This window comes from Bradyrhizobium sp. MI1.4, assembly GCF_055811315.1.
In genome coordinates, this window is record NZ_JBVVPP010000044.1 from 47,075 (window position 1) to 61,001 (window position 13,927).

The 13,927-nt window shown below is 64.2% G+C and carries 15 protein-coding genes; 4 read left to right on the forward strand and 11 right to left on the reverse strand.

Features of this window, described 5'->3' with window-relative positions; all coding sequences use genetic code 11:
- Positions 1-27: 27 nt before the first annotated feature.
- Genes AC0L23_RS30950 through AC0L23_RS30970 form a run of 5 tightly spaced genes read right to left on the reverse strand, consistent with a single transcriptional unit; the run spans position 28 to position 5,143 of the window.
- A complete protein-coding gene (locus tag AC0L23_RS30950) occupies positions 28-747 on the reverse strand; it encodes a ribonuclease activity regulator RraA (protein WP_085348862.1) in 720 nt (239 codons plus the stop codon).
- A gap of 10 nt (positions 748-757) precedes the next feature.
- Positions 758-2,497, reverse strand: coding sequence for an L-arabinonate dehydratase (gene araD, locus AC0L23_RS30955; RefSeq protein ID WP_085358479.1), 1,740 nt, complete (start codon positions 2,495-2,497; stop codon positions 758-760).
- Complete coding sequence (locus AC0L23_RS30960) at positions 2,494-3,351, reverse strand: ABC transporter permease (protein WP_085358477.1); 858 nt, start codon at positions 3,349-3,351, stop codon at positions 2,494-2,496. Before AC0L23_RS30960 ends, araD begins: the two co-directional genes overlap by 4 nt.
- Positions 3,352-3,362: 11 nt before the next feature.
- Positions 3,363-4,124 (reverse strand): ABC transporter ATP-binding protein, encoded by a 762-nt coding sequence (locus tag AC0L23_RS30965; protein ID WP_018456628.1) that lies wholly within the window; start codon positions 4,122-4,124, stop codon positions 3,363-3,365.
- Positions 4,124-5,143 carry an ABC transporter substrate-binding protein gene (locus tag AC0L23_RS30970; protein ID WP_018456629.1) on the reverse strand — a complete coding sequence of 340 codons (1,020 nt, stop codon included), beginning with the start codon at positions 5,141-5,143 and terminating at the stop codon, positions 4,124-4,126. Before AC0L23_RS30970 ends, AC0L23_RS30965 begins: the two co-directional genes overlap by 1 nt.
- A 94-nt stretch (positions 5,144-5,237) precedes the next feature.
- Here AC0L23_RS30970 and AC0L23_RS30975 point away from each other — a divergent pair, with 94 nt between their 5' ends.
- The 3 genes from AC0L23_RS30975 (at position 5,238) to AC0L23_RS30985 (ending at position 10,158) form a co-directional block, all read left to right on the forward strand.
- The gene (locus AC0L23_RS30975; protein WP_018456630.1) at positions 5,238-5,954 is read left to right on the forward strand and encodes a GntR family transcriptional regulator; all 717 of its coding nucleotides are present in this window, start codon (positions 5,238-5,240) and stop codon (positions 5,952-5,954) included.
- A 201-nt stretch (positions 5,955-6,155) separates the two neighbouring features.
- Positions 6,156-6,584 carry a response regulator gene (locus AC0L23_RS30980; RefSeq protein WP_085358475.1) on the forward strand — a complete coding sequence of 143 codons (429 nt, stop codon included), beginning with the start codon at positions 6,156-6,158 and terminating at the stop codon, positions 6,582-6,584.
- Positions 6,562-10,158 (forward strand): PAS domain S-box protein, encoded by a 3,597-nt coding sequence (locus AC0L23_RS30985; protein ID WP_085358473.1) that lies wholly within the window; start codon positions 6,562-6,564, stop codon positions 10,156-10,158. The genes AC0L23_RS30980 and AC0L23_RS30985 overlap by 23 nt, the downstream gene beginning before the upstream one ends.
- A gap of 117 nt (positions 10,159-10,275) precedes the next feature.
- Here AC0L23_RS30985 and AC0L23_RS30990 read toward each other — a convergent pair whose 3' ends face one another.
- A complete protein-coding gene (locus AC0L23_RS30990; RefSeq protein WP_007604420.1) occupies positions 10,276-10,911 on the reverse strand; it encodes a response regulator transcription factor in 636 nt (211 codons plus the stop codon).
- A gap of 150 nt (positions 10,912-11,061) precedes the next feature.
- Here AC0L23_RS30990 and AC0L23_RS30995 point away from each other — a divergent pair, with 150 nt between their 5' ends.
- Entirely contained in the window at positions 11,062-11,352 is a 291-nt protein-coding gene (locus AC0L23_RS30995; RefSeq protein WP_085358471.1) for a hypothetical protein, read from the forward strand.
- A gap of 56 nt (positions 11,353-11,408) precedes the next feature.
- Here the strand turns inward: AC0L23_RS30995 and AC0L23_RS31000 are convergent, their stop codons facing one another.
- From AC0L23_RS31000 to AC0L23_RS31020, 5 genes are all read right to left on the reverse strand, one after another.
- Entirely contained in the window at positions 11,409-11,912 is a 504-nt protein-coding gene (locus AC0L23_RS31000) for a response regulator (RefSeq protein WP_085358470.1), read from the reverse strand.
- 141 nt (positions 11,913-12,053) lie between these two features.
- Entirely contained in the window at positions 12,054-12,368 is a 315-nt protein-coding gene (locus tag AC0L23_RS31005) for a hypothetical protein (RefSeq protein WP_018456636.1), read from the reverse strand.
- 2 nt (positions 12,369-12,370) lie between these two features.
- Positions 12,371-13,252, reverse strand: coding sequence for a CheR family methyltransferase (locus AC0L23_RS31010; RefSeq protein WP_085358468.1), 882 nt, complete (start codon positions 13,250-13,252; stop codon positions 12,371-12,373).
- 59 nt (positions 13,253-13,311) lie between these two features.
- Positions 13,312-13,698 (reverse strand): response regulator, encoded by a 387-nt coding sequence (locus tag AC0L23_RS31015; RefSeq protein WP_018456638.1) that lies wholly within the window; start codon positions 13,696-13,698, stop codon positions 13,312-13,314.
- A gap of 31 nt (positions 13,699-13,729) precedes the next feature.
- Positions 13,730-13,927 (reverse strand): chemotaxis protein CheW (locus AC0L23_RS31020; protein ID WP_247284739.1); only part of this gene is annotated, 198 nt, incomplete at its 5' end.

Consider the following 13,927-nt stretch of genomic DNA (forward strand, 5'->3'; position numbering starts at 1 on the left):
GATATGCTTGGTGTCGGCGCGCGGCCTTTACCTTCCGTTCGCCTTCCGCCATGCGGCGAAGTCGGTCAGCGTCTGCGGGTCCGTCGCGGGATAGAGACCGAAAATGCCGCGGCCCTTGTTGACTTCTTCGGTGACGAAGTCCTCGAACGCGGTCATCTCGAAGGTCTCGTTGGCGATCTCCTCAGCGAGATGCGCAGGGATCACGATCACGCCGTCGCTGTCGCCGAGAATGACGTCGCCGGGAAACACGGGCGCATCCCCGCAGCCGATCGGCACGTTGATCTCGATGGCGTGATGCAGCGTCAGATTGGTCGGCGCGCTTGGGCGGTGGTGGTAGGCGGGGATACCGAGCTTGGCGATCTCGGCCGAGTCGCGAAAACCGCCATCGGTGACGACCCCGGCGACACCGCGCTTCATCAAGCGCGTGACCAGGATCGCACCGGCGGACGCGGCGCGCGCGTCCTTGCGGCTGTCCATCACCAGCACGCTGCCCGCCGGGCAATCCTCGACTGCCTTGCGCTGCGGATGGGAGCGGTCCTTGAAGACCTCGATGGTGTTGAGATCCTCGCGCGCCGGCATATAGCGCAGCGTGAAGGCTTCACCGACCATGGTCGGCTGGTCGGCACTGAGCGGGTGCACATCCTGGATCATCTGGATGCGCAGGCCCCGCTTGAACAACGCGGTTGCGACGGTGGCGGTGGAGACGGATTTGAGCTTGTTGCGGGTGGCCTCGGCAAGTTTGGTCATGTCACGCTCTCTAGTAAATCGAGGGCTCGCCGATCGGCGCGCCGAAATCGGTCTCGAGGAAGTCGAAGTCGCAGCCGTCATTGGCCTGCTTGATGTGCTTGGTGAACATCCAGCCATAGCCGCGCTCGAAGCGGCGCTCGGGCTGCTTCCAGGCGGCGCGGCGCTTGTCGAGCTCGGCTTCCGACACGTCGAGATTGATGGTGCGGGCGCCGACGTCGAGCGTGATGCGGTCGCCGTTCCGCACCAGCGCGAGCGGTCCGCCGACATAGGATTCGGGAGCGACATGCAAAATGCAGGCGCCGTAGCTGGTGCCGCTCATGCGCGCATCGGAGATCCGCACCATGTCGCGGACGCCCTGCTTCACAAGCTTGGTCGGGATCGGCAGCATGCCCCATTCCGGCATGCCCGGCCCGCCCTGCGGCCCCGCATTGCGCAAAATGAGAATGTGGTCTTCGGTGACCTCGAGATCGGGATCGTCGACCGCCTTCTTCATCGAAGGATAGTCGTCGAACACCAGCGCCGGCCCGGTGTGCTTGAGGAAGCGCGGCGCGCAGGCCGACGGCTTGATGACGCAGCCGTCGGGCGCGAGATTGCCCTTGAGCACCGCGAGGGCGCCTTCCTTGTAGATGGGATTGTCGATCGAGCGGATCACATCGTCATTGTGGACCTCGGCATGCGCGATATTCTCGCCCAGCGTCAGGCCGGTGACGGTGATGCAGTCGAGATGCAGATGCGGCTTGATCTGCCCCATCAGCGCCGGCAGGCCGCCGGCATAGAAGAAGTCCTCCATCAGATAGGCATCGCCGCTCGGCCGCACATTGGCGATCACGGGCACCTTGCGGCTCGCAATCTCGAAATCGTCGAGGCCGATGTCGAGACCGGCGCGGCGGGCCTGCGCGATCAGATGGATGATCGCATTGGTCGAACAGCCCATGGCCATCGCCACCGCGATCGCGTTCTCAAACGCCTTGCGGGTCTGGATCGTCTTCGGCGTCAGATCTTCCCAGACCATCTCGACGATACGGCGCCCGCATTCCGAGGCCATGCGGATATGGTTGGCATCAGCGGCGGGAATCGAGGACGCGCCCGGCAGCGTCATGCCGATCGCCTCTGCAATCGCGGTCATGGTGGAAGCCGTGCCCATGGTCATGCAGGTGCCGTAGCTGCGCGCAATGCCGGCCTCGATGTCGAGCCAGTCCTTGTCGGAGATTTTTCCGGCGCGCCGCTCGTCCCAGTATTTCCAGCCGTCCGAGCCCGAGCCGAGCGTCTTGCCCTTCCAATTGCCGCGCAGCATCGGACCTGCCGGCAGATAGATCGCCGGGATGTTCATCGAGGTCGCACCCAGCAGCAGCGCCGGCGTGGTCTTGTCGCAGCCGCCCATCAGCACCACGCCGTCGACGGGATGGCTGCGCAACAGCTCCTCGGCGTCCATCGCCAGCAGATTGCGATAGAGCATGGTGGTCGGCTTGAGCAGCGATTCCGACAGCGACAGTGCCGGCAGCTCCAGCGGCAGGCCGCCGGCCATCAGGATGCCGCGCTTGACGTCGTCAACGCGCGACTTGAAGTGCATGTGGCAGGGCTGCGCGTCCGACCAGGTGTTGAGGATCGCGATGATCGGGCGGTCCTTCCACTCCTCCGGCGCGTAGCCCATCTGCATGGTGCGGGAGCGATGGCCGAACGAGCGGAGATCGTCGGGTGCGAACCAGCGCGCGCTGCGGAGCTGGTCGGGCGTTAGTTTCTTCTTGGTCATGATTGGGTGCCCCATTTCTGCACGGTGTTCCGCTCGATGGCGCGGAAGATCAGGTTTTCGACAAAAAGCCCGATGATGATCACCGTCAAGAGGCCGGCGAAGACCGCAGGTATGTCGAGCAGGTTGCGGTTTTCGAAGATGAACCAGCCGAGCCCGCCCTGCCCCGACGACACGCCGAACACCAGCTCGGCCGCGATCAGCGTGCGCCAGGCAAAGGCCCAGCCGATCTTGAGGCCGGTCAGGATCGAGCCGAACGCGGCGGGGATGAGGATTTTCGCCACGTACGGCAATCCCCGAAGGCCGTAATTGCGGCCGACCATGCGCAGCGTGTTGGACACGCTCTTGAAGCCCGAATGGGTGTTGAGCGCGACCGGCCACAGCACCGAATGGATCAGCACAAACACCAGACTGCCGTTGCCGAGACCGAACCAGATCAAAGCGAGCGGCAACAGCGCGATCGCCGGCAGCGGATTGAACATCGCCGTGACCGTCTCAAGGAAATCGGTGCCGATGCGGGTGGAGATCGCGAGCACGGTGAAGATCGCGGCGAGCGCGATGCCGGCTGAATAGCCCATGAACAGCACTTTTAGCGAAGCCCAGGCCCGCATGGGAATCGTGCCGTCCTTGACGCGATCGTAGAGCGTGAGGATCGTGTCGTGCAGCGTCGGAAACAGCAGGGGATTGTCGAGGGCGAGGCCGTAGGCCTCCCAGACCGCCGCGAGGAACAGGATGATGACGGTCTTGCGGACCAAGCCGTCGTTCCACAACAGCTCGGGCACGCTCAGCTTGCGCTCGACCTCGGCTGCGCTGCCGACGACCGGCGCGTCACGCAGCATTATTCTCGCTTCGCCCATGAGAGGCTCCCTCAATGCGCCGTTGCTTCGGAGGCGAACAGGAGATCGTGAATCTCCTTCTCCAGCCGGCCGGCACTGCCATCGTCATTGGAGACCTTGTCGACGTCGACCACCTCGGCCTTGACGCGGCCGGGATGCGGCGACAACAGCAGGATGCGGTTGCCGATGCGGATCGCTTCCGCGATCGAGTGGGTCACGAACAGCACGGTGAATTTGGTCTCGCTCCAGAGCTGGAGCAGCTCGTCCTGGCAGGTTCGCCGCGTCAGCGCGTCGAGCGCGGCGAACGGCTCGTCCATCAGTAGGATGTCGGGCTCCATTGCCATGCCGCGCGCGATCGCGACGCGCTGCTTCATGCCGCCGGAGAGCGTGTGCGGATAAGCGTCGACCACGCGGGTGAGGCCCACTTTCTCGATATAGGCCCGCGCCCGCGCATCGGCATCCTTGCGCGACAATTTTCGCGCGGTCAGCAGCGGAAACATCACGTTGGCCAGCACGCTTTTCCAAGGCAGCAGCTGGTCGAACTCTTGGAAGATCATCATGCGATCGGCGCCGGGACCGCGAATCTCGCGGTCGTTGATGGTCATGCGGCCTTCGCTCGGCGCCATGTAGCCGCCGACGGCCTTGAGCAGGGTCGACTTGCCGCAGCCGGACGGCCCGAGCAGCACGAAGCGGTCGGACCTGTCGACTGTGAAGCTGACCCGTTCGGTCGCCGTGACGACGGCGCTGGAGGTCTTGTAGCGCAGCGTCACGGAGCTGACGTCGAGCAGCGCCATCAGTTGCCCTTCAGATCGTGGGCGACGGGCAGATAATAATCAGTCCAGGCCTTGGGCTGAGTCTTCAGCGTGCCGGTCTTGAACAGATGGGCGGCGAATTTCATCGTGCCCTGCGGTTCGAGATTCCACTCCATCATGCCGGGCTCCTGGAGGAGATCGAGCAGCTCTTCCACCGAGGTCTTGTCGCCGGTGATCTCCTTGTAGATCTCGACCGCCTGTCTGGTGTCGCTGCGGATCAGATCCTGAGCTTCCTTGGTCGCATCGCGCACGGCCTGGATGATTTTCGGGTTGGCATCAGCGAACTTCGTGGTGGTGAAGAACTGCGCCTGGCTGAGCGGGCCGCCCATCACGTCAGGCGACGACAGCACGACATGCGCGCCCGGCACGTTCTTCAGCTCGAGGAAGGTGAACGGCGGAATCGAGAAATGGGTGTGCACCTCGTGCTTGGCGTTGGACAGCGCCGCATAGGCGTCGGGATGACCGAGCTGCACCGTGTTGACGTCCAGCTTCGACCATTGGTCGGGACCAAAGGCTTCGGCGGCGGCGATCTGGAGCACGATGGCCTGGGTCGAGACTTTTACGGTCGGCACGGCGATCTTGTCGTTGGGGCCGAAATCCTTGATCGACTTGATGTTGGCGTCGCGACTGATCAGCGTCATCGGCTGCGCCGAGGTCGCGACGATGCCCTTGACGCCGCCGCGGGTGCGGTCCCACAGCAGCAGCAGATTGCCGGTGCCGGTGTTGAGGATGTCGACCCCGCCCGCGAGCAGCGCATCGGTCTGCGCACCGCCGCCGGAGAAGGTGACCCATTTGGTGGTGACGCCGGCCACCCCGAGCTGAGCGGCGTGCTTCTCGATCAGCTTCTGCTTTTCCATGATGTGGCTCGGCATGTAGAAAATGCCGGGCTGGCGAGACAGCGAGATCTCGGACTTCTGCTGCGCCTTTGCTGGCGAAGCCGTCAGCGCCGCTGCGGCGATCAGGGCGACGGCCGTGAGGCCACACTGAAATTGCTTGATCATTGTTGTTCGTTTCCTCCGGCCGCCATTGACGAGCGATCTTGCTAATGCACTAATGCATTAGTGTATCAAAGGCAAGCTGGCCGGAGCGCTTCGCATGGAACCAGCCGAACCCGCGCCCCGCGTAGCCCCCCGCCCCGGCGCGCGGCTCGACCGGGCCCGGCAGGCCGCACCGCAAGTATTCGAGCGGCTGCGCAATGCCATTCTCGCGCTCGAATTGCCGCCGGGCTCGCCGCTGTCGCGCACGGATCTCGCCGCACAATTCGGCGTCAGCTCGACGCCGATCCGCGACGCCTTGATGCGGCTCGAGGAAGAAGGGCTGGTCGACGTGTTTCCGCAGCACGCCACCGTAGTCAGCCGCGTCGACGTCGGTCGGGCCGAGCAGGCCCATTTCCTGCGCCAGGCGCTGGAGCTCGAAATCGTCCGGCTGCTCGCGCAGCAGCACGGCGAAGCCCTGGTCATACGCCTCGACCACACGATCGCGCTCCAGCAGCAATTCGCCAAGGCCGGAGACTTCGAGAGCTTCATCGCTGGCGACAATGATTTTCACGCGCAGCTTTATGCCGCGGCCGGCAAGCAGGAACTCTGGACGCTGGTGCGCAGCCGTAGCGGACATATCGACCGGCTGCGCCGGATGCATCTGCCCTCACCCGGCAAGGCCCAGAACATCGTCCGCCACCACAAGCTGATCACGCGCGCGATCGAGGCCGGCGACGCCGATGCTGCGCAACAGCATCTGCGCAAGCACCTGTCGGGCACGTTGAGCGAGCTCGACACGATCCGAAGCCACTATCCGGAATATTTGACCGACTAGGCATATGGCGCGCGGTTGTCGCGAGCGCTTGTGCACGTCACCGTGCATAAATTGACGCAACCGAGTTCGCCTTTTGCGAGCAATCTTGGGATCGATGGCGAAGTGCTTGCAGGCCAGATGCAATCCGCGCAACAATTTCAGAGTTGATGGTTTGATTTGCGGTCGCTGGGACACCCCATCCGGCCCGGGAGGATACCAGACGTGGCCAACATCCTGATCGTGGATGACGATCCGGCCGTGCAGATGACGATTCGGCTGCTCCTGGAGAGGGCCGGTCATCAAATCACCGTCGCCGGAGACGGCCGCAAGGGACTTGCGCTGTTCGAGGCCGGCCAGTTCGACCTTCTCTTTCTCGACATCTTCATGCCCGGCATGGACGGCCTGGAGACGATGCGCCACATCCGGGCGCTGCAGCCGGCGATTCCGATCGTCGTCATTTCCGGCCGTTCGTTCACGCCGGACGCCCATGCGGAGCCGGACTTCCTCAAGATGGCGACCAAGCTCGGCGCGGTGGCGAGCTTGCAGAAGCCGTTCCGGGCCGACGCGCTGCTCGGCGCGGTCGCTGGCTGCCTGGACGCGGCGCGGACGGCATCGGTGAGGAATCCGGATGTCAGCACCGGCCGCCGATGACAAGAACCTTCATTCTGTTCCAACCGAGCGCGGGCACGGCCATTCAGGAAGCGGTGCAGATTTCCCCATGACACTCGCTACGCGGCTCGCCATCGCGATGATCCTGCTGGTGGCGGTCACCGTGGCCGCAGTCGGCTGGCTCGGCTATCGCAATATCACCCAGGCCGTCATTCCGCGGGTCCTGGAACGGATTGAAGCCCAGTCGAGCCTGCTGGCCACCCATCTTGACTCCTACGTTGCCGGCGCGCGCGGCGATCTGCTCGGTTATCGCTCCGCCGCGGCCATCAACGGCCTGATCCGTGCCCACATCGGTGGAGGCCTCGACGAAGTCGACGGCGTTTCCGAGCAAACCTGGCGCGAGCGCATCGCAGCCCGGCTCGCAGCCGAGATCGACGCGAAACCGAGCTACGGGCAATTTCGAATCATCGGCCTTGACGACGACCAGCGCGAGTTGGTCCGCGTCGATCGCGCCGGCCCGAACGGAACAGCACGGATCGTCCCCGACGGCGAACTGGAACGCAAGAGCGACCGAACCTACTTCCAGGAGACGATTCGATTGGCGCCGGGCGACATCTATGTTTCGCCCGTCGATCTCGCCACGCGGCAGGGAGGAACCACGGACCCTCACATTCCGACGTTGCGCGTCGCGACTCCGCTGTTCACGCCTGATAGCAAGCCGTTCGGCATCGTCATCGCCAATATCGACATGCGTCCTGCGCTCGACCGCGTCCGCTCGACCACGAGCGCAGGAGGAGAAATCTATGTCGTGAATTCGCGTGGCGACTATCTTGTCCACCCTGATCGTGCGCGGGAATTCGGTGCATTGCTTGGCAACGCCAACGATTGGCGCCGGGACTTTCCTTTCTTTGCAGCCCGGGCCGGCCTGCCGCAAGGATCCACGCAGCTTACGAGCGACCAAGCGGGCCGGCCGAGTGGAGCGGCGCTCGCACCGGCACTGCTGGCCGGCAAGGAGTGGTTGGCAGTCATCGAGACGGCCCCACCATCCGTGTTCAGTAGCGTTCCGGCGGCCATTCAAAAAGCCTCCTCACTGGTCGGCCTGCTTGCTGTCCTTGCCGCAGCTTTGCTTGCGGTACTGCTGGCGCGCTCATTGACGCGGCCGATCGGGCGTCTGACCGCGGCGGTGGAAGCGATCGGCAGCGGACGGCGCGCCGAGATTCCCGTCGATGCGAGCGGAGAGACAGGCGTGCTGGCGCGGGCATTCGCGCAAATGGTCGAAGAAACGAGAGCGAAGACGACCGCGCTTGAACGCGAGATCGAGGAGCATCGCCGCACCGAGGCCGCGCGAAGCCATCATGAAGCGCGCGAGCGCTTGTTCAGCGCCGCCGTCGAATCCTCCGACGAAGCGATCGTGATGCAATCGCTCGACGCCATCATCACCGGCTGGAATGCCGCCGCCGAGCGCCTCTACGGCTATTCGGCGAATGAGGCGATCGGGAAATCCACCTCGATCATCGTCCCACCCGACCGACGCGAGCAAGGCAAGGACTATTTGCGGCGGATCGCCGGAGGTGAACCGATGGAACGGTTCGAGACGGTGCGCCTGCGCAAGGATGGCACGCCGGTCGAAATCTCACTCAGCCTGTCGCCGATCAGGGGCCCATCGGGCGAGATCGTGGGCGCCTCCGGCACCGCGCGCAGCCTGACCGAGGCGCGACGGGCCGAGCGGGCGCTGCAGCAGCAGCTCGAGGAACGGCGACAGATCTTCGAGACCTCCCAGGATCTGATCATGGTGATGGACGCGCGCGGCCACATCGCGCAGATCAGTCCGAGCAGCGAGGCCATTCTCGGCTACCGGCCGGAGGAGATGATCGGCCGCAGCGGCGCCGATTTCATTCATTCCGGCCATCTCGACCAGTCGCGCGACGAGATGCGCGCGCTCAGGCGCGGCGAGCGGCTGAAGCTCGCGGACACCCGCTGCTTCCACAAGGACGGTCGTGAGGTCTGGCTGTCCTGGCTCGGCAGCTGGTCCGACCACGCCCAGCGCTACTTCTTTGTCGGGCGCGACATGACAGAAGCGAGGCTTGCACAGGAGTCCTTGCGGGAGAGCGAACAGCTTGCGCGCAACATCGTCGAGACCTCGCTCGATGCTTTCACCCAGACGGACCACACCGGGGCCATCCTGAGTTGGAACTCGCAGGCCGAGAAGCTCTTCGGATGGACCCGTGAGGAGGCGATCGGCAAGAATGCGATTGAGCTTTTCGTCGCCCCCAGTGAGCGCGAAAGCGTCAGGGCCAGACTGAAGCTCTTTCTCGAATCCGAGCAACAATCGCTGGCTAATCCACGGCGCGAACTTTTGGTGCGGCGACGCGACGGTAAGGAGTTCAGGGCCGAGCTCAGCGTCACGGCGCTCCAGCGACGCGAAGGCGTTCTCTTCAATTCGTTCTACCGCGACCTGACCGACAAGATCGCGGCCGACGAGCGCATCCGCCAGGCCGAGAAAATGGAGGCGGTCGGCCAGCTCACCGGCGGCGTGGCGCACGACTTCAACAACATTCTCACCGTCATCACCGGAACGATCGAGATCCTGGCCGACGCGGTGGCCAACGAGCCGGAGCTCGCGGCGATCACGAAGATGATCGACGAGGCCGCCGGGCGTGGCGCCGAGCTGACGCAGCACCTGCTGGCGTTTGCGCGCAAGCAGCCGCTCCAGCCGCGCGAGATCGACGTCAACGCGCTGATCATCGACACGGCGAAATTATTGCGGCCGACGCTGGGCGAGCAGATCCATATCGAATCGGTGTTCGAGGACGAGAACTGCGTCGCGATCGTCGATCCCAGCCAGCTCACCACCGCGATCCTCAACCTCGCGCTCAATGCCCGCGATGCCATGCCGGGCGGCGGCAAGCTGATCGTGGAGACGGGCGCGGCCTATCTCGACGAGGTCTATGCCAGCGTCAACGACGTCCCGCCGGGACACTACGTGCTGATCGCCGTGAGCGACACCGGCAGCGGAATTCCCGCCAACATGCTGGCCAGGGTGTTCGACCCCTTCTTCACCTCGAAGGGACCGGGCAAGGGCACCGGACTCGGGCTTTCGATGGTCTACGGCTTCATCAAGCAGTCGGCGGGCCATATCAAGATCTACAGCGAGGAAGGCCACGGCACCACGATCAAGATGTACCTGCCGCCCGGCAAGACGCCGACGGCGGTCGGCGAGGGCGTGACGCCGGCGACCATCGAGGGCGGACACGAGACGATCCTTGTGGTCGAGGACGACCGGCTGGTGCGCGACTACGTGCTGGCACAGCTGCATTCGCTCGGCTACGTCACCTTGCAGGCTGCGAACGCCGCGGAGGCGCTCGCAATCGTCGCCGCCGGAAAACCGTTCGACCTCCTGTTCACCGACGTCATCATGCCCGGCAAGATGAACGGAAGGCAGCTCGCCGACAAACTGCAGAGAACGCGTCCCGATCTCCGGGTGCTCTACACGTCCGGCTATACCGAGAACGCGATCATCCATCACGGCCGGCTGGATTCGGGCGTTCTGCTGCTGGCGAAGCCCTATCGCAAATCGGATCTGGCGCGGGCCATCCGCAAGGCGTTGAACAGTTGATGGCGCGTCGGGTGAGAGCCCGCAGCCGGGGTGAGCGAAGCGATACCCGGGAACACCACGAGCCACGTCCCGGAAGTCGCTTCGCTCATCCGGGCTACGAAATGTCGCCCACGGAATTTACGACGCGCGCTGCGCCGCGGTCATCACGATCCGGATCAGATCGGCGGCATTGCGCGCACCGAGCTTCTTCATGATGTTGGCGCGATGGTCCTCGATGGTGCGCGGGCTGATGCCGAGCGTGCGGCCGGCCTCCTTGTTGGAAGCGCCGGCGGCGAACTGCTCGAGCACCTCGCGCTCCCTGCGCGTCAACGGCTCGCGCCCGGGGAAATGCAGCGAGCCGAACTTCGGCGCTGCGTTCTCCGACTGCCTGCGGGCATAGGCGCCGATCGCCTCGTCGAGCCGGCCGACGATCTCGCTGCCGCGGAACGGCTTCTCGATGAAGTCGAGCGCGCCGCTCTTGATGGCCCCGACCGCCATCGCGATATCGCCCTGTCCGGAGATCATGAAGATCGGTGCCGGATAGTCCTCGCCGTGCAGCTCATTGAGAATATCGAGCCCGGACTTGCCGGGAATGTGCACGTCGAGCAGGACCGCTGCAGGTGTGCGGCTTCGCGCGACGGAGAGCAATGCTGCGCCGTCCGCAAAACAGATCACCTCATAGCCCGCCGCCTTCAACACCATCGACAAGGTGTCGCGAACGGCAGCGTCGTCGTCGACCACGAAGATTTCACCGCGAGAGCTTTGTTCGGCCATGTGCCACACATCCGGTTGGCATGAAGGACTCGCGTCCGCCCCAACCGTTATGGCGTTCGGCGCGGATTCGGCCCACCGTATTTGTACGGGACATGGACTTGACGCACAAGTAGCGGCCAGGCGCCTAATTGCAGAGGACGGAGAATATCCATGCTAATTTTGGCCGCTACGCCGCCTCTCGTGGCAATGCCCGAAGTCGAGAGCCGTGAGCTGATTGCGGCCGACCTTCGCGTGCTGATCTCGCAGATCGAGAGCAGCATGCGCCGGACCGCCACAGCCATGGATCAAGAACACAGGAGTGATCCGGAAAGTTCCGCCGACGTCTTCGTGCTCGACGATGTCACACCCCGGTATGCCAGGGCGATCGCCGCGCTCGACGCCTGCCGGGCGGGCCTTGGCCACGCCCTGGAATGCCTGTCGGAGGCCAGCGGTACGCTGTAGATCGCGATCGCTGCGACGCGGCGACCGCATTCTTTCATCGCATGGCCGGCCGCGGCTCAGGCGCGGTGCCGCTCCACGATCGCGTCGCTGGCGACACCACCCCAGGTGTGGATCGCCGGCAGGCCCATCGCGGTCTTGCCGAGATTGGCGAGGCTGATGCGCAACGCGGCCAGATCCAGCGGCTTGGGCAGGCTCTGGAGCTCGATCCCAACGGAACGGGCGAAGCTGCGGGCGGCGCTGCGGCGCTTGCCGTCCATGCCGCTGACGACGATCACGGCGCCGCCAAATTTCGCCTTGGCCATCTCGCCCAGCACGTCCATGCCGTCGCCATCCTCGAGCACGAGATCGAGTGTCACGCAGTCGAAGCGCGCGGTGCGGAGTTTCTCGATCGCTTCGGCCACGGACGGCGCCACGGTGACCTCGTGGCCGGCCTGCTTGGCCGCGACCGTGATCAGGCTGCGCTGTGTGCCGTCATCATCGACCACCAGAAGCTGAAGCGCGCGCCGCTCGGCGCCGTCGGGCAGGTTTGACGGGAGAGAGGAGAAAGAGCTTCTGGGCATTGCCGTATCCTGAGATTGAGACCGGCAATGGATACACCGTTCGCGCTTAGGCGACGTAAAGCCGCGACGGCAAATTCAGTCGGATGTTTCAGCAAATGCGAACCAACGTCGCGGAAAACGGCGACGCGACGCACGTGAAGATCACGCCGCCTCGTCACGGCCACCGACGGCGCGCTTCTTCCGGTTCTTGCCACGCAGGAATTGAATGTCCATTTCGACGCCGTTGACGCGCACCAGCTCACAGCGGCGGTAGGCAAGGCCGGTGGACGACAGCAGCAGGAAGAACTCTTTGAGGTTCAGGCCCTGAATCGAGCCTTCCACCGTCAGGATGGCGTCGGTGTCGGAGATCGCGTTGAGCTTGCAGTCGCGGCGCCAAGTGCCGTCGATGGCCATGATGCAGACATCATAGCCGCGACTGAACGTCACGCGTTCCGCGCCTTTGCCATCCTCGGCCATGCCTATCGTCCCGCCATGACCGCTAGGCGCGGCGCTGCGCCGGCAAGAACCGGCTTGGCGGCCGCCGCGCGCGGGTCGTTCGGCTTGTAGAGACCGCGCTTCTCCGGAATCGGCCTGAACGTGTCGGTCAGTCCGACCACCGTTTCGGCCGCGCCCAGCACCAGGAAGCCGTCTCCCTCGATCTGGCGAGCCAGCCGGTTGAAGATGTTGATCTTGGTGTCCTGATCGAAATAGATCAGCACGTTGCGGCAGAAGATGACGTCGAAGGTGCCGAGCTGAGCGAAATCGTGCAGCAGATTGAGCTGCCGGTGCTGGATCATCGCCCGCAGCTCGGGATTGATCTGCCAGGTCTCGCCGATCTGCTTGAAATATTTCATCAGCATCTGGATCGGCAGTCCGCGCTGCACTTCGAACTGGCTGTAGATGCCGGCCTTGGCCTTCTCGAGCACCTCCTGCGACAGGTCGGTCGCGATGATCTCGACGCGCCAGCCGGTTAGGGCCGCACCCATCTCCTTTAGGCTCATCGCGAGCGAATAGGGCTCCTGCCCCGTGGAGCCGGCGGCGCACCAGATGCGGACGCTGCGGCGGCCGGCGCGGGCCTTGATGATCTCCGGCATGATGGTGTCGCGGAAATGATCGAACGGGACCTTGTCGCGAAAGAAGAAGGTCTCGTTGGTGGTCATCGCCTCGACCACGCTGGTGACGAGCGCGCCCGAGCCAGCGCCTTGCAGCTTCTGCACGAGCTCGCCGATGCCGGAGATCCCGGCCTTGCGCGCCAGCGGCAACAGCCGGCTTTCAATCAGATATTGCTTGTCTGCGGACAGATCGAGCCCGGAATGATCCCTCAGGAACTTACGCAGATACTCATACTCGGTCGGGGTCACGGATAGGCCTCTCGGAAGCTGTACTGGGAACACTCTGGCTGGAACACTCCGCCAGACACTCAGACCATGGCTTGTCCGACCGGAATCAAGCCGACTTCTGCGAATTTGTCGGCGATGATGTCTTTATCGAAGGGCTTCATGATGTACTCGTTGGCGCCGCCGCTGAGCGCCTGAGCGATATGAGCCACGTTATTTTCGGTGGTGCAGAATACAACCTTGGGCTGGTCGCCGCCCGGCAGGCGGCGCATGTGGCCCATGAACTCGAAGCCGTCCATCACCGGCATGTTCCAGTCCAGCAGCACCGCGTCGGGCAGCTTGCGCTGACAGACCTCGAGCGCCTTGGAGCCGTCCTCGGCCTCCGTGACTTCGAATTGCAGGCCTTCCAGGATCCGGCGTGCGATCTTGCGCACGACGCTGGAATCATCGACCACCAAGCACGTCTTCATTTGGGTTCTCCGGCTTCGATGTTTTTGGGGCTCACGCAGCCATTTGCACTTCGGTTTTGAGTTCGAGGACGCGATCGACGTCGAGGACGACCATGAGCTGGCCGTCGAGACGGTGGACACCTCCGGCGAGCTTGGCCATGCGGGGGTCGAGGTTGACGGGGTTTTCTTCCATGCCGTCCTCGGCGAGCCGCAGCACTTCGCCGATCTGGTCGATCAGCAGACCATAGGA

Bases quoted from the DNA above. Each gene is read 5' to 3' on its own strand.
- AC0L23_RS30950 (WP_085348862.1), bottom strand. From the start codon at position 747: ATGACCAAACTTGCCGAGGCCACCCGCAACAAGCTCAAATCCGTCTCC.
- araD (WP_085358479.1), bottom strand. From the start codon at position 2,497: ATGACCAAGAAGAAACTAACGCCCGACCAGCTCCGCAGCGCGCGCTGG.
- AC0L23_RS30960 (WP_085358477.1), bottom strand. From the start codon at position 3,351: ATGGGCGAAGCGAGAATAATGCTGCGTGACGCGCCGGTCGTCGGCAGC.
- AC0L23_RS30965 (WP_018456628.1), bottom strand. From the start codon at position 4,124: ATGGCGCTGCTCGACGTCAGCTCCGTGACGCTGCGCTACAAGACCTCC.
- AC0L23_RS30970 (WP_018456629.1), bottom strand. From the start codon at position 5,143: ATGATCAAGCAATTTCAGTGTGGCCTCACGGCCGTCGCCCTGATCGCC.
- AC0L23_RS30975 (WP_018456630.1), top strand. From the start codon at position 5,238: ATGGAACCAGCCGAACCCGCGCCCCGCGTAGCCCCCCGCCCCGGCGCG.
- AC0L23_RS30985 (WP_085358473.1), top strand. From the start codon at position 6,562: ATGTCAGCACCGGCCGCCGATGACAAGAACCTTCATTCTGTTCCAACC.
- AC0L23_RS30990 (WP_007604420.1), bottom strand. From the start codon at position 10,911: ATGGCCGAACAAAGCTCTCGCGGTGAAATCTTCGTGGTCGACGACGAC.
- AC0L23_RS30995 (WP_085358471.1), top strand. From the start codon at position 11,062: ATGCTAATTTTGGCCGCTACGCCGCCTCTCGTGGCAATGCCCGAAGTC.
- AC0L23_RS31000 (WP_085358470.1), bottom strand. From the start codon at position 11,912: ATGCCCAGAAGCTCTTTCTCCTCTCTCCCGTCAAACCTGCCCGACGGC.
- AC0L23_RS31005 (WP_018456636.1), bottom strand. From the start codon at position 12,368: ATGGCCGAGGATGGCAAAGGCGCGGAACGCGTGACGTTCAGTCGCGGC.
- AC0L23_RS31015 (WP_018456638.1), bottom strand. From the start codon at position 13,698: ATGAAGACGTGCTTGGTGGTCGATGATTCCAGCGTCGTGCGCAAGATC.